Annotated in this window: 25 protein-coding genes; 13 read left to right on the top strand and 12 right to left on the bottom strand. The window is 68.1% G+C overall.

Annotation, left to right across the window (positions count from 1 at the left end; all coding sequences use genetic code 11):
- The first annotated feature begins 13 nt into the window (after positions 1 to 13).
- On the top strand, positions 14 to 1,405 hold the full coding sequence (gene cysS / locus EL337_RS25350; protein WP_048634227.1) for a cysteine--tRNA ligase: 1,392 nt from the start codon (positions 14 to 16) through the stop codon (positions 1,403 to 1,405).
- A complete protein-coding gene (gene rlmB, locus EL337_RS25345; RefSeq protein WP_048634226.1) occupies positions 1,405 to 2,346 on the top strand; it encodes a 23S rRNA (guanosine(2251)-2'-O)-methyltransferase RlmB in 942 nt (313 codons plus the stop codon). The genes cysS and rlmB overlap by 1 nt, the downstream gene beginning before the upstream one ends.
- Here rlmB and EL337_RS25340 read toward each other — a convergent pair.
- The 3 genes from EL337_RS25340 to EL337_RS29325 are packed head-to-tail and all read right to left on the bottom strand — an operon-like array spanning position 2,343 to position 4,806.
- Positions 2,343 to 3,584, bottom strand: coding sequence for an SLC13 family permease (locus EL337_RS25340; RefSeq protein WP_048634225.1), 1,242 nt, complete (start codon positions 3,582 to 3,584; stop codon positions 2,343 to 2,345). The two genes, rlmB and EL337_RS25340, sit on opposite strands and share 4 nt — an antisense overlap.
- Positions 3,575 to 4,489: an MBL fold metallo-hydrolase gene (locus EL337_RS25335; protein WP_048634224.1), complete on the bottom strand. Its 915-nt coding sequence runs from the start codon at positions 4,487 to 4,489 to the stop codon at positions 3,575 to 3,577. The genes EL337_RS25340 and EL337_RS25335 overlap by 10 nt, the downstream gene beginning before the upstream one ends.
- A 59-nt stretch (positions 4,490 to 4,548) precedes the next feature.
- Positions 4,549 to 4,806, bottom strand: coding sequence for an ANTAR domain-containing protein (locus EL337_RS29325; RefSeq protein ID WP_083443203.1), 258 nt, complete (start codon positions 4,804 to 4,806; stop codon positions 4,549 to 4,551).
- Positions 4,807 to 4,957: 151 nt separating this feature from the next.
- On the opposite strand from EL337_RS29325, the gene EL337_RS25325 reads away from it, so the two are divergent.
- A complete protein-coding gene (locus EL337_RS25325) occupies positions 4,958 to 5,236 on the top strand; it encodes a type B 50S ribosomal protein L31 (protein WP_048634245.1) in 279 nt (92 codons plus the stop codon).
- 102 nt (positions 5,237 to 5,338) lie between these two features.
- Here EL337_RS25325 and mrf read toward each other — a convergent pair whose 3' ends face one another.
- The 3 genes from mrf to EL337_RS25310 form a co-directional block, all read right to left on the bottom strand.
- Positions 5,339 to 6,544, bottom strand: coding sequence for a ribosome hibernation factor-recruiting GTPase MRF (gene mrf, locus EL337_RS25320; protein WP_109860191.1), 1,206 nt, complete (start codon positions 6,542 to 6,544; stop codon positions 5,339 to 5,341).
- A gap of 61 nt (positions 6,545 to 6,605) precedes the next feature.
- Positions 6,606 to 7,319: a TIGR03943 family putative permease subunit gene (locus tag EL337_RS25315; protein WP_048634223.1), complete on the bottom strand. Its 714-nt coding sequence runs from the start codon at positions 7,317 to 7,319 to the stop codon at positions 6,606 to 6,608.
- Positions 7,316 to 8,317 (bottom strand): permease, encoded by a 1,002-nt coding sequence (locus tag EL337_RS25310; protein ID WP_048634222.1) that lies wholly within the window; start codon positions 8,315 to 8,317, stop codon positions 7,316 to 7,318. The genes EL337_RS25315 and EL337_RS25310 overlap by 4 nt, the downstream gene beginning before the upstream one ends.
- 64 nt (positions 8,318 to 8,381) lie before the next feature.
- On the opposite strand from EL337_RS25310, the gene EL337_RS25305 reads away from it, so the two are divergent.
- The gene (locus tag EL337_RS25305; RefSeq protein WP_048634221.1) at positions 8,382 to 8,666 is read left to right on the top strand and encodes a DUF1490 family protein; all 285 of its coding nucleotides are present in this window, start codon (positions 8,382 to 8,384) and stop codon (positions 8,664 to 8,666) included.
- Positions 8,667 to 8,707: 41 nt separating this feature from the next.
- Positions 8,708 to 10,828, top strand: a complete 2,121-nt coding sequence (locus tag EL337_RS25300) for a heavy metal translocating P-type ATPase (RefSeq protein WP_083443206.1) — start codon at positions 8,708 to 8,710, stop codon at positions 10,826 to 10,828.
- Here EL337_RS25300 and EL337_RS25295 read toward each other — a convergent pair.
- On the bottom strand, positions 10,814 to 12,022 hold the full coding sequence (locus EL337_RS25295) for an MFS transporter (RefSeq protein WP_048634219.1): 1,209 nt from the start codon (positions 12,020 to 12,022) through the stop codon (positions 10,814 to 10,816). The genes EL337_RS25300 and EL337_RS25295 overlap by 15 nt on opposite strands.
- Positions 12,023 to 12,127: 105 nt before the next feature.
- Between EL337_RS25295 and EL337_RS25290 the strand changes: the two genes are divergently transcribed.
- On the top strand, positions 12,128 to 12,472 hold the full coding sequence (locus EL337_RS25290; RefSeq protein ID WP_048634243.1) for an ArsR/SmtB family transcription factor: 345 nt from the start codon (positions 12,128 to 12,130) through the stop codon (positions 12,470 to 12,472).
- Here the strand turns inward: EL337_RS25290 and EL337_RS25285 are convergent.
- Positions 12,456 to 13,220 carry a LamB/YcsF family protein gene (locus tag EL337_RS25285; RefSeq protein ID WP_048634218.1) on the bottom strand — a complete coding sequence of 255 codons (765 nt, stop codon included), beginning with the start codon at positions 13,218 to 13,220 and terminating at the stop codon, positions 12,456 to 12,458. The genes EL337_RS25290 and EL337_RS25285 overlap by 17 nt on opposite strands.
- A gap of 5 nt (positions 13,221 to 13,225) precedes the next feature.
- Positions 13,226 to 13,888, bottom strand: a complete 663-nt coding sequence (aztA, locus tag EL337_RS25280; protein ID WP_048634217.1) for a zinc ABC transporter ATP-binding protein AztA — start codon at positions 13,886 to 13,888, stop codon at positions 13,226 to 13,228.
- Between the two features lie 20 nt (positions 13,889 to 13,908).
- Between aztA and aztB the strand changes: the two genes are divergently transcribed.
- Genes aztB through aztD form a run of 3 tightly spaced genes read left to right on the top strand, consistent with a single transcriptional unit; the run spans position 13,909 to position 18,043 of the window.
- Positions 13,909 to 15,903, top strand: a complete 1,995-nt coding sequence (gene aztB, locus EL337_RS25275) for a zinc ABC transporter permease AztB (protein ID WP_048634216.1) — start codon at positions 13,909 to 13,911, stop codon at positions 15,901 to 15,903.
- Entirely contained in the window at positions 15,900 to 16,805 is a 906-nt protein-coding gene (gene aztC, locus EL337_RS25270) for a zinc ABC transporter substrate-binding protein AztC (protein ID WP_048634215.1), read from the top strand. Before aztB ends, aztC begins: the two co-directional genes overlap by 4 nt.
- Positions 16,806 to 16,843: 38 nt before the next feature.
- Positions 16,844 to 18,043, top strand: a complete 1,200-nt coding sequence (gene aztD / locus EL337_RS25265) for a zinc metallochaperone AztD (protein ID WP_048634214.1) — start codon at positions 16,844 to 16,846, stop codon at positions 18,041 to 18,043.
- Between the two features lie 21 nt (positions 18,044 to 18,064).
- Here aztD and EL337_RS25260 read toward each other — a convergent pair whose 3' ends face one another.
- Positions 18,065 to 18,448, bottom strand: coding sequence for a hypothetical protein (locus EL337_RS25260; RefSeq protein ID WP_048634213.1), 384 nt, complete (start codon positions 18,446 to 18,448; stop codon positions 18,065 to 18,067).
- A complete protein-coding gene (locus tag EL337_RS25255; protein WP_083443202.1) occupies positions 18,445 to 19,599 on the bottom strand; it encodes a GTP-binding protein in 1,155 nt (384 codons plus the stop codon). The genes EL337_RS25260 and EL337_RS25255 overlap by 4 nt, the downstream gene beginning before the upstream one ends.
- Positions 19,600 to 19,736: 137 nt before the next feature.
- On the opposite strand from EL337_RS25255, the gene EL337_RS25250 reads away from it, so the two are divergent.
- From EL337_RS25250 to EL337_RS25235, 4 genes are read left to right on the top strand one after another with little or no spacing between them, the layout of a single operon-like run.
- A complete protein-coding gene (locus EL337_RS25250; protein WP_083443204.1) occupies positions 19,737 to 20,693 on the top strand; it encodes a metal ABC transporter solute-binding protein, Zn/Mn family in 957 nt (318 codons plus the stop codon).
- The gene (locus EL337_RS25245) at positions 20,680 to 21,453 is read left to right on the top strand and encodes a metal ABC transporter ATP-binding protein (RefSeq protein WP_048634212.1); all 774 of its coding nucleotides are present in this window, start codon (positions 20,680 to 20,682) and stop codon (positions 21,451 to 21,453) included. The genes EL337_RS25250 and EL337_RS25245 overlap by 14 nt, the downstream gene beginning before the upstream one ends.
- The gene (locus EL337_RS25240) at positions 21,450 to 22,316 is read left to right on the top strand and encodes a metal ABC transporter permease (RefSeq protein ID WP_048634211.1); all 867 of its coding nucleotides are present in this window, start codon (positions 21,450 to 21,452) and stop codon (positions 22,314 to 22,316) included. Before EL337_RS25245 ends, EL337_RS25240 begins: the two co-directional genes overlap by 4 nt.
- Positions 22,317 to 22,374: 58 nt before the next feature.
- Positions 22,375 to 23,475 (top strand): Rv3575c family transcriptional regulator, encoded by a 1,101-nt coding sequence (locus EL337_RS25235; RefSeq protein ID WP_048634210.1) that lies wholly within the window; start codon positions 22,375 to 22,377, stop codon positions 23,473 to 23,475.
- Here the strand turns inward: EL337_RS25235 and EL337_RS25230 are convergent, their stop codons facing one another.
- Positions 23,476 to 24,108 carry a class I SAM-dependent methyltransferase gene (locus EL337_RS25230; protein WP_048634240.1) on the bottom strand — a complete coding sequence of 211 codons (633 nt, stop codon included), beginning with the start codon at positions 24,106 to 24,108 and terminating at the stop codon, positions 23,476 to 23,478. It lies immediately after the preceding gene.
- Positions 24,109 to 24,115 lie beyond the last annotated feature (7 nt).

Below are 24,115 nucleotides of genomic sequence, written 5' to 3'. Positions count from 1 at the left end.
CCCCGCAGCAGTCATGCGGCTGCATGACACCTTGTCTGGCGGTGTGCGCGATTTCGTGCCACTGCGGCCCGGTCACGTCTCCATCTATCTGTGCGGCGCGACGGTCCAGGGCCTGCCCCACATCGGCCACGTCCGCAGCGGCGTCGCGTTCGACGTGCTCCGTCGCTGGCTGACCGCCAAAGGCTTCGACGTCGCCTTCATCCGCAACGTCACCGACATCGACGACAAGATCCTCATCAAGGCGGCCGACGCCGGACGCCCGTGGTGGGAGTGGGCCGCGACCTACGAGCGCGCCTTCTCGGCCGCCTACGACGCGCTGGGAGTGCTTCCGCCGTCCGCCGAACCGCGCGCCACCGGGCACATCACCCAGATGGTCGAGCTGATCCAGCGGATGATCGACCGCGGTCACGCCTATACCGGTAATGGCGACGTCTACTTCGATGTGGCGACGCTGCCCGCGTACGGCAAGCTTTCCGGCCACCGGATCGACGACGTCCATCAGGGCGAGGGCGTGGCGACCGGCAAGCGCGATCAGCGCGACTTCACGTTGTGGAAGGGCGCCAAACCCGGTGAGCCGTCCTGGCCGACGCCGTGGGGTCGCGGCCGGCCGGGCTGGCACACCGAGTGTGTCGCGATGTGCGAGGCCTACCTGGGTGCGGAGTTCGACATCCACGCCGGCGGAATGGATCTGGTCTTCCCGCACCACGAGAACGAGATCGCACAGGCCGAGGCGGCCGGCGACGGCTTCGCGCAGTACTGGCTGCACAACGGCTGGGTCACCATGGGCGGCGAGAAGATGAGCAAGTCGCTGGGTAACGTGCTGGCGATTCCCGCTGTGCTGCAACGAGTTCGGGCCGCCGAGCTGCGTTACTACCTGGGCAGCGCGCACTACCGGTCGATGCTGGAGTTCTCCGAGAACGCGCTGCAGGACGCGGCGAAGGCCTACACCGGCATCGAGGATTTCCTGCACCGGGTCCGTATTCGGGTGGGCGCGGTGGTTCCCGGCGAGTGGACCCCGAAGTTCGGAGCTGCGCTCGACGACGACCTCGCGGTGCCGATCGCTCTGTCCGAGGTGCACGCCGCGCGCGCCGAGGGCAACCGGGCTCTCGATGCGGGCGACCATGACACGGCGCTGTCGCACGCGATGTCGATCCGCGCGATGATGGGCATCCTGGGGGCAGACCCCCTCGACGAACGGTGGGAGTCCCGCGACGAGACCTCCGCTGCTCTGGCCGCCGTCGACGTGCTGGTGCACGCCGAGGTGCGGCGGCGTGGAGAGGCCAGGGCCAGACGTGACTGGGCCGAGGCCGACGCCATTCGCGACCGCCTCAAGGAGGCGGGTATCGAGGTGACCGACACCGCCGACGGTCCTCAATGGTCACTGCTGGACGGGACGGACAAGTAATGGCGGGTAATTCGCAACGGCGTGGTGCCGTACGCAAGGCAGGGACCAAGAAGGGGCCGACGGTCGGTTCCGGCGGTGTTCGACGTCGCGGGCTCGAGGGCAGGGGAGCCACGCCACCCGCGCACGAGCGGCCGCACCACCCGGCGGGCAAACGGGCGGCCAAGGCTGCACGGTCGGCGCAGGGCCGGCACAAGAAGACCGACGAGACCGAGATCGTGCTCGGCCGCAACGCGGTGCTGGAATGTCTGCGCGCGGGTGCGCCCGCCACGGCGCTGTACGTGGCGCTCGGCGCCGACGCCGACGAGAAGCTCACCGAGTCCGTGCAGTTGGCCGCGGACAAGGGCATCTCGATCCTCGAGGTGCCGCGCTACGACCTCGACAAGATCGCGGCCAACGGCATGCACCAGGGCATCGCGCTGCAGGTGCCGCCCTACAGCTATGCTCATCCCGACGATCTGCTCGCCGACGCGAAATCCGATGCGACTGCGCCGCTTCTGGTCGCGCTGGACAACATCTCCGATCCGAGGAATCTCGGTGCCATCGTCCGTTCGGTCGCCGCGTTCGGCGGTCACGGTGTGCTCATCCCCCAGCGCCGGTCGGCTTCGGTGACCGCGGTGGCGTGGCGCACCAGCGCAGGCGCGGCTGCCCGGCTGCCGGTTGCACGGGCAACCAATCTGACCCGCACGCTCAAGCAGTGGGCCGATGCCGGCCTGCAGGTGGTCGGGCTGGACGCCGACGGCGACACGACGATCGACGAGATCGACGCCGAGGGGCCGATCGTGGTGGTGGTCGGTTCGGAGGGCAAGGGCCTGTCGCGGCTGGTGCGGGAGAACTGCGACGCCGTCGTCTCGATTCCGATGGCCGGTCCCACCGAGTCGCTGAACGCGTCGGTGGCCGCCGGCGTGGTGCTGGCCGAGATCGCGCGTAAGCGCCGCAGCTAGACCCCGAACAGCGCGAGCGCGGCCCACAGGCCGAGCACCGCGGCGACGAGGACGGCCGGCGTGGTCACCAGCCCGATCCGGCTGAACTCGCCGAAGCCGGCGTCGATGTCACGACGAACCACGCTGCGCCACAACAGGTTCGCCAATGAGCCGACGTAGGTGAGGTTCGGTCCGATGTTCACCCCGATCAGTACGGCGAGCACTGCGGCCGGTCCGGCCGGGGTCACCAGCGGCAGCAGTACCAGCACTGCGGGCAGGTTGTTGACGACGTTGGAGAGCACCGCGGCGACAGCGGCGATGCCGAGCAACGCCAGCAGCCCGTGCCCGTCGGGAATCATCCGGTGCATCGCGGCGTCCAGGCCGTTGTTCATCACCGCGACCACCACCACGCCGAGGCAGAGGACGAAGGCCAGGAACGGGATGTCCAGTGCGGCGACGATCTTGGTGGCCGTGGTGCGGCGCGTGGCGAGGGCGCGGATGCCGAGGACGAGCGTCCCGGCCAGAGCGGCCCAGGCGGGTGAGAATCCCAGCAGCGAGGTGACGGCGAAGCCGACAAGTGTCAGGCCCACGACGACCAGCGCGAACAGTGGCACATCGAGCGGTTCGGTGGTCTCCGGCCGCTGTGGCAGGACACGCAGGTCCTTGCGGAAAAGCCAACGCAGCAGTACGAATTCGACGAGGATCGCCGCCGCCCAGGGCAGCGACATCACCGCGGCGAAGTGCAGGAACGACAATCCGGCGGCGCTGAACGCCAGCAGGTTGGTGAGGTTGGACACCGGCAAGAGCAGCGACGCGCTGTTGGCCAGGTGCGCGGTGGCATACGCGTGCGGGCGGGCCGGGACGGCCAGGGTGCGTGCCGTCGCGAGGACCACCGGGGTCAGCAGCACCACGGTGGCATCAAGGCTCAGGATTGCGGTCACGGCGGCCGATATCGCGAACACCGAAGTGAGCAAACGGCTCTGGCCGCCCGACGTGGCCCGCGCCATCATCACCCCCGCGGCGTGGAACAGCCCCTCGTCGTCACACAGCCGCGCGAGCACCAGCACCGCCGCCAGGAATCCGACCACCGGCGCCAACTCGGCCACCTCGGTCACCGCGTCATGCCAGGACACCGCGCCTGTCGCGATCACCAACCCTGCCGCGGGCACCGCGACCACCGCCTCCGGCCAGCGGTGCGGCCGGAACAGCGCGAATCCGAGCACCGCCGCGAGTGCGGCGATCGAGAGTGTCAGCTCCATGGATCGGTCGGTTGCCAGAGTGTGGGCAGGTGCAGGCCGACGCCGTCCTCGGCGGCCAGGCGGGCCAGCACGCGCATCGAGGCGTCGAGGTCGTCGGCGGCGAAGGGCAAGGCACGCAGCGGCTTGTCGAGTGACCGGAAGAAGTCGTCCCAGTGGATCAGCACGACACGGCGCGCTCCGACGGTGCGCACGGTCTGCGTCCAGTAGTCGACGAGATAGCGCTCCGGCTGCAGCCCGAGCTGACCGACGCCCAGGTACACGACGTCGGCATGCCTGCCGTCGAGGGCGCCGGGGAGGTAGCCGGCACTGCCGACGATGAGCAGTCGCCTGCCGGTCGGTCGATGGTGCACCAGCGTCGACCAGGCCTCGCCGCAGCGGTATGCCGAGGCGCGGGCAGGGGGGATGACGGGCTCGGTGATGGTGCCGGGGAAGCGGTCCGGCGGGCAGTGCGACCCCTCGATGAGGGTGAGGTCGTACGCTCCCGCCCGCACGGCGACACCGGGGCTGACGACGTCGATGCCCGACAGGCCGTGACCGCGGCCGATCTGCGCCGCCGATGTCCCGCCGATCAGCCGGGCACCGGTGAGGTCGGCCACGACCGCGGAATCCATGGCATGGTCGAAATGCGTGTGCACCGGGGTCACCGCGTCGAGTTGCTGGACCCCGAGCCGGGTCAGCGCCGCGGAGATGCGTGGACGCGACGGCGTCAGCGGCCGGGCGGCGACGGTGAAAAGGCTTGGTCGGGAGAAGAAGCCGTCGGTCATGATCGCCGACGTGCCGTCATCGATGAGCAGCGTGGTGACGCCGCCCCACGACACCGTCAGCGGAACATCCGCGGCCGCAGGCGGCAGGTCGAAGTAGGCGGAGTAGGCCCCGAGGTCGGGCCGCCCGGTCTTCAGGCGCATCACGCCACCCTAGGCGTGCGTCCTGGCTTAGGTTCACCAGCACGCTGTGACCGCGGAATTCAGTCTTGTGGCAACGGACCTGAAAACAGATCGCCCCACAGGCGTGCCGCAGTTCCGCTGTGTGCTGTGGGTTCACGTTTCGCGTGGGCGATCAGAGATCTGGCCGTGGCGCCCAGGGGTACACCGGTCTGGTGCACGGCGGCGGCAATCTCCCGGAATGCCTCGTCCTCAGAACAGCGGCGGAGCGCCACGAGAATGCCGACGGCGACGTCAATCTGCTTTCGCGTAGCGAGATCTGAGGATGACAGGGGGTACATGTCTACCGGGTCTACCGGGCACCTCCTGCTCCCATGCCGGTGCCGAGGTCGAGGCCGGCCTTGGCTTGCCACTCTACGCGCGAACCGGTATTAATGGAAATGATTGTCAGTAAGATGTCGGAGAGTGAGGTCGGAGAGTGAGAAGGTGCGCATGAAGCCAGGAATCCATCCCGACTACCACCCGGTCGTCTTCCAGGACGCCAACACCGGCAAGCAGTTCCTCACCCGATCCACGATGACGAGCGAGAGGACCGTGGCCTGGGAGACTCCGGCTGGTGTGCGCGAGTATCCCCTCGTGGTCGTCGAGGTGACGTCGGACTCGCATCCGTTCTGGACGGGCAGCCGGCGGATCGTCGACGCGGCGGGACAGGTGGAGAAGTTCAGGCGCCGTTACGGATCCAGGAATGCCGGTGCCGAGTCCGATCGCTGACGGCGGCCGGTCTGGGTAAGGTGCCTGGATCAGGCTCTGAAAACAGCGGAGAAGCAAGGCATTTGGGGGCCGCTACTCCGCGAGACTGAACAGAGATGGCGATCACCCGCTGGGGGCGTCGCCACCTTCCGGCAGGGTCCAGGGCGCGTCTCGCGCGTCCTCGAAAGTCTCACACGGGTCCTCGTGCCATTCGCCGAACGGGTCGTCGAAGTCTGCCCAGACGTCGGGCCGCGAGAGTTCGTCGTCGGTCAGCAGCGCCCCGGACAGGACGTCGTGGATTACCTGGGGATCTGCGCCGCAGAGCAACGCGGTCAGCGAGATGTGGCGGTCGCCGAAACGATCGTTCCACCGCAGGCTCGCCAGTGCGAGGCGCTGAGCGTCGGACTCGACCGGCTCGCCGGAATCCGCGGCCACCAGCCAGGTGCCGGCATTGCCGACCTGGAGGCCGCCTCCCGCGGACTCGATCCACAGCACCGTGTCGGGCTGGCTCGCCAGCCATGCCCGTCCACGAACCCGGACGACGCCGTCCAGAAGATCGTCGATCGCGCGGTGTAGGCGCAGTGGGTGAAACGGCCGGTCCGCTTCGAACACGACGAGCGTGACGTCCCCGTCGGTGGACAGCGGCGGCTCGCCGGCCAACAGCGGTTCGTGGGGGTCGTGGTCGCGGCCGCGCCGTGAGCCCGAGTCCAGCTTGGACAGCGCGGCTTCCAATTCCTCTGGGTCAGTGATGATCTTGGCCCGCGGGGACAGCCGGCGCAGCACCGCGTGTGTTTCCGGGTCCGGCGCCGACAGCACGAGAACGTCGGCGAATTCCGCCTGCCCGACGACGACCTGCGCGACGGTGCGGTCGTCATGGAGTGTCTCCTCGCCAAGGGCCTGGGGCAGCCAGTCCTCGGTGGTCACACTGCTCACGGTCGCCTCGATGCGTACGTCGCGCGCGGCGGGGCCGTCGAGGTATCCAGGTCCGACGTGCACGTCGACGTTGTTGATTGCCCAGCAGACGGGTTCCGGCTCGAACCAGGGGGGCAGGTCGACGATGATGCGACGGACGTCGTCGCGGCGGTGTAGCCGGCGCAGCAGAATGAGCAGATCGTCGCGGATCGTGCAGTCGACGCAACAGTTGACGAGCTCCACGGGCCATTCGGACGTGTCGGCACTCGGGCCGCGGCCGATGGTCACCGAGCGGACTACTACCTGCCCATCGAAGCGGTGTCTGACCACGAGCGTTCCCAGGCTCTGGACCAGTCGGTCGCAGGCGGGCTGCGTCAGACGCTGGCCGGCCACCACGATTACTGGAGTGCGGTTCACGCGATCAAGGTTAATAGAAATCGTTTTCAATAAGCGAATCGCTGCCGTGTCCGGCGGGATGTCAGTAGCTGTAGGTGTTCGCGGGAGGTTCGATCTGCGCGACGTCCAGAACGTCGATGCGCGGGATGGTGGAACGGGACGAATCAGATTGTCCCGCGGGCACTTTTCCCTCGATGCGCACCCATGTCCCGTCAGGAAGGCGGGACGCCGTGTCCGCGGCGGGGCCCGTCAGCGTGATCCGGGCCAGCTGGGCATCCGCGGCACAGCACAGGATGACCACGCGCCCGAGGTCGGTACGGTCGCCGTCCTTGATGGTGAATCCGGTGACGCTGACGAGCCGGTTGTCGAGTGTCCCCGCTGAATCCTGGGCGTTCCGGATCAGCAGATCGGGCAGTGAGAGTTCTGCGGCCCGTTCGTCGGGTAACGGTGGAAACGGCCGCCGGAGTACGTCGGTGGAGACCTCCGCGACGGCTGGACGAGCCGTCTGCGGACCGATGGCCGGGGGTACCACGAACGCCAGCAGGGCGATCGGGATCAGCAGCAGCCACACGACGCCGGCGCGGTGTCCGTGATCATCGTGGCTGCCCGAGCTTCCGCCGCGTCGGACGTCGCGTGCGATCGACACCAGTGCCAGCCCGATCAGCAGGACCGCCGACGCGATGAGCCAGGGCTCCAAAGATGGCTTGACATAGCGGGTGAAGGAACCGCTCATCGTGACGATCACGGTGCTCAGGCCGACGAGCAACAGCAGCGCATTCTCGGTCTCGCGGCTCATCGATTCCCCAGCACCACGAGGCCGACGCCCGTCGCGACCACCGTCGCGACGACGAACGTGACCGGAGCGAACCGCACGGCAAAAGCGCGGCCGAACATCCCCGCCTGCATGGCGAACAGCTTGATGTCGATGGCGGGGCCCACAACCAGGAAAACCAGTCGCGGCAACAGCGGCAGCATCGACAGGCTGGCGGCCACGAACGCATCGGCTTCCGAACACAACGCGAGGATGACCGCGAGCACAGCCATCACCAGGATTCCCAGGAACAACTGCCCCGCCAGATGCTCGTACACCCACGTCGGCACCAGGACGTGCAGTGCCGCCGCTGCTGCCGCCCCGAGCACCAGGTAGGACGCCGCCTGTAGGAAGTCGTGGCGCGCGGCTTCGGAGAACACCGTCCAGCGGGCATCGTCAGCGCCGTGCGAATGCGGCGTCTGCCGGGTGATCCATCGGCGCTCACCGAACCGAGACCACAAGGCGCCCATGATGAGTGCGGTGATCAACGAGGCCACGCACCGGGCCAGCACCATGCCCGGTTCCCCCGGGAATGCCACCGCGGTGGCCACCAGTACGACGGGATTAATCGCGGGCGCGGCAAGCATGAAGGTCAGCGCCGCCGCCCCCACCGAGCCCTCCCCGAACAGCCGCCGCGCGATCGGTACCGAGCCGCACTCGCATCCGGGCAGCGCAGCGCCACTGACACCGGCCGCCAGGATGGCCGCGGCGGGGCGCCGTGGCACCCATCGCGCCAGCCGCTCCGGTGTGGCGAAGGCCGCCACCGCGCCGCTGATGACGACTCCGAGAGCAAGAAAGGGCAGAGCCTGCACGAAGATTCCGCAGAACACCGTGGCCGCGGTGGCGACGTCGGGTGTGCCGGCGACGAAGCTCCGCAGCGTTCCGCCGACGAGCGCCAGTGCGATTACGGCCGCGACGAGGACGTGCATCGAGCCGATTCGCCGACCTGTCGACGGTGTCACGGCGGCTGCCACGGCGGCCATTGTGCCACCCGCCCTTGCCCGCAACGCTGAACTGGACATCGCGTTCGACAGCTAAGGTGGGCCCATGGCACTCCATCTGTTGTTGGCGAAGGCAGCGTCGACAGTCGTGACCGGTGCGGTGGGCGTGGCCGCCTACCAGGGCGTCCGGAAGGCCGTCGCGAAGGCTCCGATCCGCGAGGCGTCGGTCACGGCGACCGCCTGGGCCCTGCGTGGTGTCCGCAAGGCCGAGGAAGGCGCGGAGTCGGCGCGGCTGAAGGCCGCCGACGTCGTCGCGGAGGCCCGTGAGCGGATCGGCGAGGAAAGCCCACCCCCTGCGGTCGCCGATGCCGCGCACACCCACGACCACTGACGGTGGTGGCCCTGACCGTCCTATCGGACGCTGCGGGCCGGATGCGCCTGCACGCGCCGTGGCTGCGCAACGACCCGACCCGCGCCGTCGCGATCGAGGACGCCGTCGAACAGGTAGCGGGCGTACGTGCCGTGCACGCCTATCCCCGTACTGCGTCGGTGGTCGTGTGGTACTCGCCGAAACGCTGTGAACGGGCATCGGTTCTGGCGTCCATCGAGTCGGCCGCGCACGTCGCCAGGCAACTGGTCCCCAAGCGCGCGCCTCACTCGGCTGACGTCACCAATGCCGACGTGCTGCGCATGGCGGTCGGCGGCACCGCTCTCGTCCTGCTGGGGGCGCGGCGATATGTATTCGCTCGCCCGCCGCTGCTGGGGCCGACCAGCCGACTTGCGGCGACCGGCGTCACGATCTTCACCGGCTATCCCTTTCTGCGAGGTGCGTTGCGCACTTTGCGCGGTGGCCGGTCGGCGGGCACTGACGTCCTGGTGAGTGCCGCGACGATCGCCAGCCTGGTGCTGCGCGAGAACGTCGTCGCGCTCACGGTGCTGTGGCTGCTGAACATCGGTGAGTACCTTCAGGACCTGACATTGCGACGGACCAGGAGGGCGATCGCGAACCTGCTGCAGGGCAACCAGGACACCGCGTGGGTCCGGCTGGCCGACGGCACGGAGGTCGAGGTCGCCACCGATGAACTCCGGATCGGCGACGAGGTGGTTATTCACGATCAGGTCGGGCTTCCCGTCGACGGCGTCGTCGTCGACGGCGAGGCGATCGTGGACCAGTCGGCGATCACCGGGGAGAATCTGCCCGTCGCCGTCACGTCGGGCGCCCGGGTGTTCGCCGGGTCCGTCGTGGTGCGCGGCCGCCTCGTGGTGCGCGCCGAGGCGGTCGGTCGGGAGACGACGATCGGACGCATCATCTCCCGCGTCGAGGAGGCACAGGAAGACCGCGCGCCGATACAGACGATCGGGGAGAGCTTCTCCCGCAGGTTCGTTCCCGCGTCGTTCCTGCTGTCTGCCGCCACGCTGATCGTGACCCGGGATGTGCGGCGTGCCATGACGATGCTGTTGGTCGCCTGCCCGTGTGCAGTGGGACTGTCGACCCCCACCGCGATCAGTGCCGCGATCGGCAACGGGGCCCGCCGGGGCATCCTGATCAAGGGTGGCTCGCATCTCGAGCAAGCCGGACGGGTCGATGCCGTGGTCTTCGACAAGACCGGAACTCTCACGGTCGGACGTCCAATTGTCACCAATGTAGTTGCTTTCCATAAAGATTGGGAGCCGGAGCAGGTACTGGCGTACGCCGCGAGCTCGGAGATCCACTCCAGGCACCCACTGGCCGAGGCCGTGATCCGATCGACGCAGGAGCGGCACATCGAGATCCCGCCGCACGAGGAGTGCGAGGTGCTCGTCGGTCTGGGGATGCGCACCCGGGCCGACGGACGCACCCTGCTGCTGGGCAGCCCGTCTCTGCTGCGACAGGAGAAGGTGCGCGTCACCAAGAAGGCCACGGAGTGGGTGGACACCCTGCGCAAGCAGTCGGAGACGCCTCTGCTGTTGGCGGTGGACGGCAAACTGGTCGGGCTGATCAGCCTTCGCGACGAGGTCCGGCCGGAAGCAGTCGGAGTGCTGGAACGCCTGCGCGCCAATGGTGTTCGGCGAATCATCATGCTGACCGGGGATCATCCCGATGTCGCCGCGGTGGTGGCCCACCAGCTCGGGATCACTGAATGGCAGGCCGAGGTGCTGCCGGACGACAAGCTCGACACAGTTCGCAGGCTTCGTGCCGAGGGGCACACCGTGGCGATGGTTGGCGACGGCGTCAACGACGCGCCCGCGCTCGCCGAGGCCGACATCGGCATCGCCATGGGCCTGGGAGGCACCGACGTCGCGGTCGAGACCGCGGATGTCGCACTCGCGAGCGATGATCTGACGCGCCTGCTGGACGTCCGCGATCTCGGGGCCAGGGCGGTCGACGTGATCCGGCAGAACTACGCGATGTCGATCGCGGTCAACGCGCTGGGTCTGCTGATCGGAGCCGGTGGAGCGCTGTCACCGGTGCTCGCCGCGGTACTGCACAACGCGTCGTCGGTTGCCGTGGTGGCCAACAGCTCCCGGCTCATCCGCTATGAGCTGACCGCGTCGGAGTCAGGCGCTCGCTGACGCTGCGGCCCGCGAGTTGAGGAGACCGGCGATCGCGGCCCCCAGGCAGGCTGCGGCCACGGTTGCGGCGAACCAGGGGAACACCGCCGCCAGATCCCATCGGGTTGCGGCCCAGCCGGCGATCAGCGTCGGCACGGCCATCGCCGAGTACGCGAGCAGATAGAACGCCGACATCGTCTCACCCCGCCTGCCGGCAGGGACCACGTCGGACAGGTGCCGTAGTGAGCCGCCGAAGCCCAGGCCGAACGTGGCGCCGAGCAGCGCGGCAGCGACGAACACCAACTGCCACTGGTGGGTGAGCAGCACCGGGATCGTCAGGAGCAACGACACCGCCATCCCCACGTCGCCGATGATCGCCGAGTACCGCGCCGGCAGCCGAGTGGCGGCCAGTTGCGCGAGAGCGGCGGCGAAGGCGGTGGTGCCGACGACACCGCCGCCGAAGACCAGATTGTCGATGTGGGTCTGCTGTGCCGCCAGCGACGGGTACAGCGACAGCAGCACACCGAGCACGGACCAGGACGCCATGGCGCCCAGCGCCGAGAACCAGAAGTCGCTACGGATCTCCTTGGGTACGGCGGGTCGGGCGATCCGGATCGGACCGCGGGTGCGCGCGGTGTGCGGTTCGCGCAGCGCCAGCACCCCGGCGCCGACCACCAGGCAGATCACCGCGACGACGGCGTAGGGAGTGCGCAGCGGATGGGGCGCGTACTGGGCCAGCAGCGCGGACCCGAAGATCGCGACGGTCATGCCGATGTTGAATGCCACGCCGCTGAGTTGTCCCGAGCGCCGGCCGTGATCAGGCCGCAGGTCCAGCAGGGCCGCCGCACCGGCGACGACGATCGAGCCGACAGCGGCGCCGTGGATGGTGCGGGCGAGCAGCAGCATCGCCATGCTGTCGGCGATCAGAAAGACCCCGAGCCCGACGAGGAGGGCGACGAGTGCGCCGAGCAGTACAGGCTTGCGACCGACGACGTCGGAGATCTTGCCCGACACCAACACCGCGCCGAGGGCGGCGACGGCGTACACCGCGAACACGATGGTGGTGGCCAGCGGCGACAGATGCCAGTTCGACTCATAGATGCCGTACAGCGGTGCGGGCAGACCGGACACCCCCAGGGCCACGCCGCTGAGGACGAGCAACAGCGGGTAGGCCCACCGCTGCGTCTCGGTGATCGGCCGGTCGAACGCCACCATGCGGTGTGACACCCCCGATGTGAGTAAGTTTGACAGTCATCGAACCTGATCGAGCGTACGTTGGGTACGACGAACATCAAACCGAATGTGACGAAGGATATTCCCGTGCCGAAGGACGCGCCGGTCGCCGGCCTACCACCGCACCCGGTCGGATCGGTGCAGCAGGTCCTGAGCGCGATCCACGACCCGGTCCGCTTGGAGATCGTGCGACGGCTGTACAACGCGGGCACTCCGCTGCAGTGTGGCGCCCTCTACGACGGCATCAACAAGTCGACGGCGACGCACCACTTCAAGATTCTGCGCGAGGCGGGCGTGACCGAGCGCCTCGTGATCGATGGACTCATCCATCAACTGCTGCGCCGCGATGCGATGGACGTTGCCCTCCCGGGCCTGCTCGACAGCATCGTGGGCGGCGCCAACAGGGACGCACGCGTCAGCGAAACGCCCTGACGGCGACGCCCTCGGCGATCAGTCGTTTGCGCACCGCTGTCGCGATCTGCACCGCACCCGGTGAATCGCCGTGCACGCACACGGATTCGACGGTGATGGGAATGGTCGAGCCGTCCACCGCGGTGACCCGGCCCGTGGTCACCATGGTGAGCACGCGGTCGGCGATCTCGTCGACGTCGTGCAGCACCGCGTTGCGCTCACGCCGGGAGACCAGCTGGCCGTCGGGCCGGTAGGCGCGGTCGGCGAACGCCTCGGCCACGGTGGTCAGCCCGACGTCCTTGGCGGCCGTGAAGAACACCGAGCCGGCCAGGCCGAGGACGGGAAGTCCGGGGTCGACGGCGTGCACGGCTTCAGCGACGGCGTGCGCCTGCTGGCGGTTCGTGACAATGGAGTTGTACAGCGCCCCATGGGGTTTGACGTACGCCACCGAGGAGCCGGCGGCGCTGGCCAGGGCGGAGAGCGCTCCGATCTGGTACATCACGTCGGCGATCAGGTCTTCGGTGCTGACATCGATGAAGCGCCGCCCGAACCCGGCGAGGTCGCGGTAACTGACCTGCGCACCGATCTGCACTCCGCGCTCGACTGCGGATCGGCAGACCCGCCTCAGCGTTGCCGGGTCGCCTGCGTGGAAGCCGCAGGCGACGTTGGCGGACGTGACGATGTCCAACATCGCGTCGTCGTCACCGAGCGTCCACACGCCGAAGCCCTCGCCCAGATCTGCATTGAGGTCCACAGCGCCCGTGGTCATGGCCCTCAGCCTAGTGGGCCGACATCGCGGTCGAGGTTGATGCGGTGGTCGGCGGCCCGCACCAGGCCGGTGTCGTGCGTTGCGGCAACCACAGTCGTGCCTGCTGCGGCGAGCTGCTCCAAGTGGGCGATGACGTGGGTGGCGGAGGCCGCGTCCAGCCCGGTGGTGGGCTCGTCGAGCAGGAGCAACGGCGCTTCCTGCGCAACGGCCTGTGCCAGTAGCACCCGCTGCCGCTGGCCGCCGGAGAGCTCGCCGAGCGTTCGATGCCGCAGATCGCAGAGGCCGAGCTCCGCCAGCCAGTGCTCGACCGCCGCCCGGTCGGCAGGCTTCGGCCGGCGCAGCAACCCCAGTCGCCGCCAACGGCCCATCATGACCGCCTCGGCCACTGTGACCGGAAAGGAGTCGGTGACCTGGCTGCGCTGCACCGCGAGCGCGACATCACCGGTGCCGGCCAGCACCTGACCTCGTGCGGGCCGTTCCACGCCGGCCAGCAGGCCCAGGAGCGTGGACTTGCCGGACCCGTTGGGGCCGACGATCGCGGTGATCGCGCCGGGCGTGACGGTCATCGACAGGTCTCGGAAGACCTCGGTTCCGGGGTAGCCGAAATCGACACCGACGAGCTCGATCGGAGTCGTGACGCGACCCGCTTTATTGAAAATGATGTTCATTACTGATAAGAGTTTACGGCATGGTGCACTGGCTGAGCGACCCGTTCGAGGCGGACATGGTCTTGCGGGCGTTGGTGGCCGGAGTCATCGCCGCCTGCTTGTGTTCGCTGGTCGGTTGCTGGGTGCTGTTGCGCGGCAACGTTTTTCTCGGCGACGCGATGACCCACGGCATGCTGCCCGGGGTCGCCCTTGCGGCGCTGCTCGGCGTCAGCCTGATGGCGGGCGGACTGATCGCGGCTCTAATCATGGCGGTCGGCGTGGCGGCCATCGGGCGTTCGACCAGGTTGTCGTCCGACACCGCCATCGGGCTGCTGCTGGTCGGCATGCTGGCCCTTGGTGTGATCATCGTGTCCCGATCGCAGAGTTTCGCCGTTGACCTGACAGGGTTCCTGTTCGGGGACGTGTTCGCCGTGCGCACAGCCGATCTCGCGGTACTCGGCGTGGCATTGCTGCTCACCCTCGTCGCGGTGATCGTCGGACACCGCGCCTTTGTCGCGGTGACGTTCGATCCCCGCAAGGCAGCCACACTCGGTCTCCATCCGCGGCTGGCAGTCCCCGCGCTCACGGTGCTCATGGCCGTGGCAATGGTCGCCTCGTTCCATGTGGTGGGCACACTTCTGGTGCTCGGTCTACTGGTTGCGCCGCCCGCGGCCGCACTGGTCTGGGCCAGATCTGTTCCCGCGGTCATGGTGCTCTCAGCCGTGATCGGTTCGCTTGCGGTGTATTTCGGTCTCCTGATCTCGTGGTATGCCGCAACTGCGGGTGGAGCCACGATCGCGGGTGTCGCTGTGCTGCTGTTCTTCATCTCGACGGTGCTCTCCCGGCTGCGCCCGAAGTGGAAGCCGGCCGCAGCCGTGGCGGCTACGGCCTGCGCGGTCGCCGGGTGCGCGGGCGGCGGGACATCGTCGCCCCCGCCCGAGGAGTCGACGGGCGCCGGTCACGATGAGGTGATCGTCGACGGGGCGCGTGAGCTCGACGGACCACTGACGAAACTGGTGATCGCCGACCCCGCGACCGGCGACACCGCGGTGTACGACGCCGTAGCGGAAACCGAAACCCAGGTGGGCTCGTACGGTCCCGTGAACGGCATCGACGGCGACGGACGCTTCGCCTACCTGCAGACGGGTGGACGCACGACCATCGTGGACGCGGGAGCGTGGACCTTCGACCACGGCGACCACTACCACTACTTCGAGACGGAGCCGGCTGAAGTGGCCACCCTCGAGGTGCCTGTGGCGTCGGTCAGTGCGAGCAACTCCATCGCGGTCATCGAAACCGAAACGGGCACAGTCGAACTACTCGATCGCGAACAGCTGGGCCGCAAGGTCGTCGAGGCGCCGGCCGGACTTCCCGTCGGTGTCGACGTCGACGGCGCGGTGCCCTACGGCAGCCGGCTTGTCACCGTCGCCCCCACGGGCCGCATGCAGGTGATCGACGACACCGGTGCTCAGGACCTGCACGGGGAGTGCCCAAACCCGTCCTGGTCGTCGCCGACCCGGCGTGCTGTGGTGTTCGGTTGCGGCACAGGCGCCGTGCGGGTCACGGGGGGCACAGGCGATCTCGCAGTCACCGCGATGCCCTATCCCGCCGATGCGCCCGCGCCAGGCCCGCAACGGATGGAGCACCGCGACAGGGCCGATGTGTTCGCCGGCGTCTCGGACGCGGCGGTGTGGGTACTGGACAGTCGACAGCGCAGGTGGACCGTCATCGCGGCGCCCGACGCTGTGGCGGCCAACACCGCAGGCGACGGCACTGTGCTGGCACTGCGCCGCGACGGGACGTTGAGTGCCTTCGACGTCAACACGTCGGCCGAGACCGCCCGTGTGCCATTGTTCCCCGGCGGAGTGCCACGCGACGGTCATCAGCCGGTGATCGACATCGATTCTGACCGCGCGTATGTCAACAATGCGGCGAGCCGGGAGATCTACGAGATCGACTACGCCGACGGTCTGCGCGTCGCGCGGACGCTGCGGACCGAGGTGTCACCCGGGCTCATGGTGGAGGCCGGCCGGTGAACCGGCGCCCGCTCGTCTGGATCGTCGCCCTCGTCGGCGCCGTGGTGACGGCCTGCGGCGGATCGAATGCCGGCGGCGAGATCGTGGTCACCACCAACATTCTCGGGGATGTCGTCCGCAGCGTCGTCGGTGATACCGCCGACGTGCGCGTGCTGATGAAACCGAATGCGGACCCGCACTCGTTCGGCGTCTCCGCCCAGGACGCGGCGGCGATGAACGGCGCCGGCCTCATCGTCTACAACGGACTCGGGTTGGAGGAAAACGTCCTCCGCAATGTCGAAAGTGCGTCGGAGGAGGGGGTTTTCGCACTGTCTGTGGGGGATCACATCAACCCGATCGACTATGCCGAAGGCGACAGCGCGGGAATGCCGGACCCACACTTCTGGACCGACCCGGGCCGGATGATCACCGCCGTCGACGTCATCGAAGAAGCCCTCATCCGTGAGGTGGACGGGATCGACGCCGATACGGTGTCGCGCAACGCGGACGAGTACCGCGGCCGACTCCGTCGACTCGATCAGTCGATGGCCGAGAGCTTCGCCACCATCGAACCTCAACGGCGCAAGCTGGTGACCAATCACCATGTGCTGGGTTACCTGGCGCAGCGGTTCGGCTTCAGCGTGATCGGAGCGGTGGTGCCCAGCGGAACCACGCTCGCGGCGCCGAGCCCGTCGGATCTCCAGTCGCTCGTCGGTGCCATCGACGCTACCGGTGTCCCGGCGATCTTCGTGGACTCATCGCAGCCGGAGAAGCTCGCCACGGTGTTGGCCGAGCAGGCCGGCGTCGCGGTGCGGATCGTCCCGCTCTACAGCGAATCGCTCAGTCCGCCAGGAACACCCGGTGCGACGTATCTCGACATGATGCGTGCCAACACCGACTCCATCGTCACCGGTCTGCAATAAGCGCGGACCACCATCTCAACTGCTCGGAAGGAGCGAACATGTCGAAATCACGGTGGCTGTACCGCGTCGGAGCCATGTCGTGCACGGTCGCGCTGGCGGCCTGTTCATCAGGCAACGACAACGCGGAAGGCACTGGGACTCCCGAGGCGTCGTCCGAGACTCAGACGGCGAGCCCACCGATCGTCGAGCCGCTGGTCGTCACCTACGACGGTGGTGTCTATGTCCTCGACGGCGAGACGCTCGACGTGAAGCAGGACATTCCGATGGACGGGTTCCTGCGCGTCAATCCCGCGGGCGACCAAGGCCACGTGCTGATCACCACCGCCGACGGTTTCCGGGTGCTCGATGCAGCGGGTGGCCGACTGACCGACGAGACGTTCCCGGCCGTCGAGCCCGGACATGCCGTCGCGCACGGTGAGCACACAGTGCTGTTCGCCGACGGCACCGGCGACATCACGGCCTTCGACCCGCACGCGCTGGCCGGCGGCATGCCCGCGACCGAGCAGTTCAAGACCCCGCAGCCGCATCATGGCGTCGCCGTGATCCTCGCCGACGGCACGCTGGTGCACAGCCTCGGCGATCCAGAAGTGCGTACCGGGGCGGTTGCGCTACAGGGCGACCGCGAGGTGGCTCGCAGTGAGGAGTGTCCGGGTATCCACGGTGAATCCGTTGCCGCCGACGAGGTTGTCATCCTGGGTTGCGAGAACGGGGTCTTGGAGTACGCGAACGGAACGTTCACCAAGATCGCCAGTCCGACGCCCTACGGCCGGATCGGAAACACCCGCGGTCACGAGGACTCGCCCGTCATTCTCGGCGATATGAAGATCGATCCGGACGCCGAGCTGGAACGGCCCCAACAGTTCTCGCTGATCGACACCACGACCGATCAGCTGAAGATCGTGCAACTTCCTCCATCGGTGAGCTACTGGTTCCGTTCACTCGGGCGCGGTCCGCAGGCGGAGGCACTGATTCTGGGCACCGACGGCAATCTGCACGTGTTCGATCCGGTGACCGGTGACGCGGTCAAGTCGATCCAGGTGACCGCGCCGTGGACCGAGCCCGACGACTGGCAGCAGCCGGGCCCGGCGGTGTTCACCCGGGAGAATGCCGTCTATGTCAGCGATCCGGTGGCAAAGCAGATCCACCTGGTCGACCTCCGGGCAGGAGAGGTGACGGCGTCCGGGTCGCTGGAGCAGACGCCGAACGAGCTGAGCGGGGCTGTCGGCCACGAACACTGACCTCGGTCCGAGGTAGCTTCGTCAGTTCAGGCGGCTCGACCGGGCGAGGTTCCTGTCGGCCTGCAGGCCCGACGGCAAGCCGACGCTGTCCCACACGCCGGCAGCGATCCAGGTGCAGACAGCCTCTGCGTCCGTCTTCGACCGAAGGGGTCCGACCAGCCGCATGGGTGAGACCGGCACCCGCTCGGCTGTGCACGGCTGCAGCACGAGCATGACGCCTGGGTCGGAACTCATTGCCGCGCAGGCGAACTTGCCCAACAGGCACTGAGTCACCACCAGCACGGCGTGCGGGCAGTGACGTATCACCTGGCGAAGTTCCGACACCACGGTGTCGGTGACCTCGTGCGAGCAGGCCACGCACGCCGCGACGGTGAACGGATGGCTGGTGTAGCGATCGGCTCTCAACTCGACTCCCCGCCCTGATGGCTGTGCGTCACACCCCAGGCCGGCAGCGGATCCGGAAGGCCGACCCAGCTCTGCTCACCCGCGGCCAGCTCCGCATCGGTCAACAGTGCGGCGCTCAGAAGCTGCTGCACACGCTCACGGTCCAGCTGCACTCCGATGATGACGATCTCCTGGCCGGGCGCGAGGTCGGTGCTCGACCAGTACTGGGCCGGTTCGATCACCAGATTGGGGCCGGCCTGTGACCAGATGGCGGCGATCGTCGGCCGGCTGGCGATCCAGCAGAATCCCTTGCTGCGCAACACCCGCGTCATCTGTCCCAACGACTCGGCGAGGCGCGCAGGGTGGAAGGGTCGGTCCGCCCGGAACGTCATGGAGCTGATGCCGTACTCCTCGGTTTCGGGTGTATGCCCGTCCGCAATCTCCTCGTCCCAGCCCGGGGTCTCGGCCGCCAGCACCGGATCGAACAGGCCGGTGTCGAGTACCTCACCGAGATCGACGACACCATGGTCGGTTCTGATGAGCTTCGCGCTCGGATTGAGGCGGCGAAGCAATGTCTCGACGGTGGCGAGCTGAGCCGGGTTCACCAGGTCGGTCTTGTTGAGCAACAGCACATCTGCGAACTCGACCTGATCGGTGAGCAGGTCGGCGATGCTACGGCCATCGCCCTCGCCGGCAGCCATCTGGCGGTCTGCCAGCGCCTCGCCGCGAGCCAGCTCGACGAGGAAGGTGGACGCGTCCACCACCGTCACCAAGGTGTCGAGCCTGGCGAGCCGGCCCAACTGAAAGCCGTCCTCGAACTCCCACTCGAACGTCGCCGCGACAGGCATCGGCTCGGAGATCCCGGTGGACTCGATCACCAACTGATCGAATCTGCCCTGGCGGGCCAGCGCCCCGACGGCATCGATGAGGTCTTCACGCAGCGTGCAGCAGATGCAACCGTTGGTCAGCTCGACCAGCTTCTCGTCGGTTCGATCCAGGTGGCCTTGCCCCGCGACCAGCGCGGCGTCGATGTTCACCTCACTCATGTCGTTGACGATCACCGCCACGCGGCGGCCCTCTCGGTTGGCCAGGATGTGGTTGAGCAGCGTGGTCTTGCCGGCGCCGAGGAAGCCGGAAAGGACCGTGACAGGCAGGAGCGATGGTGGGATCACAGCTTAATGATAATCATTATCAATAAAGGTGTGGCAACCGATTGGCCCGTCATGGTGCAAACGGTTATCGTTACCAAGTGCCTCTCGCTACAGTTGTCCGCCGCTCGCGCCTCCGTCTGCCCGCTGCGGTAACGGTCATCGCCGTCGCCACGGCGCTTTCTGCGTGTTCTTCGGGAAACCAGGAGGCTGCGCCTTCCGGCGACGCCCAAGCCGGCGGCGAATGCCCGACCGCGCCGGTGTCGGTGGTGGTGAGCGTCGACCAGTGGGGCGACATCGTGTCCCAGTTGGGTGGCGGGTGCGCAACAGTCGAGACCGTCGTCGCCAGCTCCGCCGTCGACCCCCACGACTTCGAACCGGCGCCGAAAGACGCCGCGCTCTTCGACAATGCCCAGCTGGTGGTGGTCAACGGCGGCCACTATGACGAGTGGGCCACCAAGCTGGCGGCGAGCTCTGCCCCCGACGCACCCGTCGTCAACGCGCTGCAGGTCAGCGGAGCGGAGGAGCCGGGTCACGAGGGTGAGGAGCACGCCCACGAGGGTGAGGAGCACGCCCACGAGGGTGAGCCGAACCCGCACGCCTGGTACAGCCCGAGCGCGGTCACCGCAGTCGCCGACGCGGTGTCCTCTGAGCTCGGCAAGCTCGCCCCCGATGCCGCAGACTATTTCAGTGAGCGCAGAACGGCGTTCGCCGAGTCGCTCAAGCCTTACGATGACGCCATCAGCACCATCAAGGCCAATGCCTCGGGCAAGTCGTACGCCGCCACCGAAAGCGTCTTCGACGACATGGCCGCCGCCGTCGGGCTGCAGAATCGCACGCCGGCCGGGTACCAGACCGCCTCGGCCAACGAATCCGAGCCCACTCCGGCAGATCTGGACGCCTTTCTCCGTCTGCTCGGCGACAAGGGCGTCGACGTGCTGATCTACAACGTGCAGACGGAAGGGTCCGTGCCGCAACAGATTCGGACAGCGGCGGAACAGGCGGGCGTCGCGGTGGTGGACGTGACAGAGACCGTCCCGCCCGGGAGCACCTCGTTCGAGACGTGGCAGGTGGATCAGCTCGACGCACTGGCCAAGGCGCTGGGTGTCAGCTCCTGAAACAGCGCTGACGTTCCATGACGTCAGTGTCGTCCGAGGCGGTCGCACCATCTGGTCGGACGCGTCGTTCGAGGTGCCCGCCGGCGGAGTGATCGCGGTCATCGGCTCCAACGGCACCGGGAAGACGACGCTGCTGCAGATGGTTCTCGGGCTGATTCCGCCCGCGTCCGGCCGGATCGAGGTCTTCGGCAGGCCACCCGGCTCACTCAACGGCGAGATCGGTTATGTACCGCAGCATTACACGGCGCTGGGCGGGGAGGCCATCCGCGCACGAGACGCCGTCACGCTGGGACTGACCGGTCACCGGTGGGGATTCGGGCGGACCAGCCGCGACGAGCGGCTCCGCGTCGACGAAGCGCTCGCCGCCGTCGCCGCCACCGACATCGCCGACAAGCGCCTGTCACAATTGTCCGGCGGTCAGCGGCAGCGCGTGGCGCTGGCCGAAGCCCTGGTGGGACGGCCCAAGCTGGTGATCCTCGACGAACCACTCGCGTCGCTCGACCTGCGCAGCCAGCACGAACTGGTCGCGCTGGTGAAGAACATCAACGCCGAGTTCGGAGTCACTGTGCTGCTGGTGGCGCACGATCTCAACCCACTGCTGACGATTCTCACCGGCGCGATCTACCTGCTCGACGGCCATCCGCACTACGACACCGTCGACGGTGTCGTCGACGCGACGCTGCTCACCCACCTGTACGGAACCCAGGTCGAGGTGGTCCATACCCCCCAGGGAGACCTCTACGTGCGGAAGCCGCAATGACGACGACGGTGCTGGCACTCGGCTACCAGGACAACTGGTGGCAGATTCTCATGTCGAGCTTCATGCGCAACGCGCTGGTCGGCGGCACCATCGTCGCACTGGCCGCCGGACTCATCGGCTATTTCGTCGTCGTCCGCAACACCGCGTTCGCCGCCCACGCGCTGGCCCACATCGGCCTGCCCGGCGCCACGGGCGCGGTGCTTGTCGGCATGCCGGTCGCGATCGGGCTCGGCGTCTTCTGTGTCGGGGGCGCCCTGGTCATCGGTGCGCTGGGCAGGAGGGCGGCCGATCGTGAGGTGGCGACGGGCACGGTTCTGGCGATGGCGACCGCCCTCGGGCTGCTGTTCAACTCGCTGGCCACCCGCAGCTCCAGCACGATGACCAACGTGCTGTTCGGCAATCTCCTGGCCATCACCAACGAACAGATCATCTCGTTCGCGGGTCTGCTGGCGGTGTTGGCCGCCAGCATCGCGGTGATCTACCGTCCGCTGTTGTTCACTTCGGTCAATGCGCAAGTGGCAGACGCCAAAGGCGTTCCGGTACGGGCGTTGTCCATCGTCTTCATGATTCTGCTCGGCCTGACCGTGACCATGGCTGTGCAGGCGGTCGGGACTCTCCTGCTGTTCGCGTTGGTCGTCACGCCCGCCGCCGCCGCGATCATGCTCACCCCCCGGCCCTCACTGGCGATCGCTATCTCCACCGTGATCAACCTGGTGGCGGTGTGGCTCGGGTTGGGTCTGTCCGCGATGTTCAACATGCCGCCGAGCTTCCTCATCGTCACGATCGCCTGCGGAGTATGGGCCGTGGTGTGGGCGATGGAGCGCGGTCTGCGCTCGTCGACGGACCGCGTCCTGGTCACATAGTGCGTGGCGCGTGTTGCTGTCCCCATGAGAGACGCCTGATCCACTAACCTCGGGGAGCATGTCCAGGAGCCCGACGCCCAGACGGCGTGCGACCCTGGCTTCGCTTGCCGCCGAACTCAAGGTCTCGCGCACCACCGTCTCCAACGCCTACAACCGGCCGGATCAGTTGTCGGCTGAGCTGCGGGAGCGAGTGCTGTCCACGGCCAAGCAGCTCGGCTATCCGGGGCCGGACCCGGTGGCGCGGTCGCTGCGCACCCGCAGGGCCGGCGCGGTCGGACTGGTGATCACCGAGCCCCTCAACTACTCGTTCAGCGATCCCGCGGCCCGTGATTTCGTTGCGGGACTTGCCGAATCGTGCGAGGCGGTCGGCCAGGGACTGCTGCTGGTGGCGGTCGGGCCGAATCGCAGTGTCGCCGACGGATCTGCGGCGGTGCTGGCTGCCGGGGTGGACGGCTTCGTGGTGTACTCCGCCTCAGACGACGACCCGTACCTGCCGGTGGCGCTGCAGCGGCAACTTCCGGTCGTGGTGGTCGATCAGCCCAAGGACGTCCCCGGCGCCTCGCGCGTCGGCATCGACGACCGCGCTGCAATGCGTGGCCTCACCGAGCACGTCCTCGAGCTCGGTCATCGCGAGATCGGGCTGCTGACGATGCGGTTGGGGCGCGACTGGCCACACGGCGGTCCCGGACCGGGGCTGGCTGATCCGGAGCGAATGCGGACGCCGCATTTCCACGTGCAGGGTGAACGTATCCGCGGCGTGTACGACGCGATGTCGGCAGCTGGGCTGGATCCGGAGTCGCTGACCGTGGTGGAGAGTTACGAGCACCTCCCGACGTCGGGCGGTAAGGGTGCCGAGGTGGCCCTGGGCGCCAACCCGCGCATCACGGCGCTGATGTGCACCGCCGATGTGCTGGCACTCTCGGCGATGGACCACCTGCGCGCGCGGGGCATCTATGTTCCCGGTCAGATCACGGTGACCGGCTTCGACGGCGTGCCCGAGGCGCGTCAGCGCGGTCTGACCACCGTCGTGCAGTCCAGCATCGAAAAGGGCCGTCGCGCAGGAGAACTCCTACACAGTCCGCCGCGCTCGGGCCTCCCGGTCGTCGAGATGCTCGACACGGAGCTGGTGCGGGGTCGCACCTCGGGGCCGCCCGCGTAGTCAGCGCAGCCGGCGGGCGCGCACCACGTCGTCGTGGGTGTGCTGACCGTCCAGCCCCGCCGGTACATCGCGCGCCCGTCGCTTCTCGACGGTGACGTCCCAGTCCTCGCCCAGCACGGCGACGATGTCGTCGTGCAGGACGTAGTCAGCCGGATCGAACCCGTGTGCCTTAGCCCTCTCGACCTCGACATCGGCGTGGTGCACGACCAGCAGCGTGCCTCCCGGAGCGACTGTGGCAAGTAGGGCGCGCTCGGCGTCGCGGCCGGGGGAGCTGCGCAGCGCGGGATAGTGCGCCGTGACGAGGTCGAAGCCGGTCGGCGGCAGGGAGAAATCTTCGAGGCGGGTGCATACCCAGTCCACCCGAACCCCCGCTCGGCTCGCACGTGCCGCGGCGTGGTCGAGCGCCACCTGCGAGACGTCCAGCGCGGTCACGGTCCAGCCCGCGGTGGCGAGCCAGACGGCGTCGGCACCCATCCCGCAGCCGATGTCCAGCGCGGCACCGGCATCCAGCGCCCCGGCATGACCGATCAGCACCTCGTTCGGTGCGCTGTCGGGTACCTGATCGGCCCAGGTGGTGTAGCGCTGGTCCCATTCTTCGGCGAGGGCGACCCCGGGATTCGATGAATCAGTCATGACCACA

It is taken from the genome of Mycolicibacterium aurum (assembly GCF_900637195.1).
In the GTDB taxonomy this organism is placed as follows: Bacteria; Actinomycetota; Actinomycetes; order Mycobacteriales; family Mycobacteriaceae; genus Mycobacterium; species Mycobacterium aurum.
Note: the sequence above shows the minus strand (reverse complement) of the source record. Positions and strands in the feature narration are given on the sequence as shown.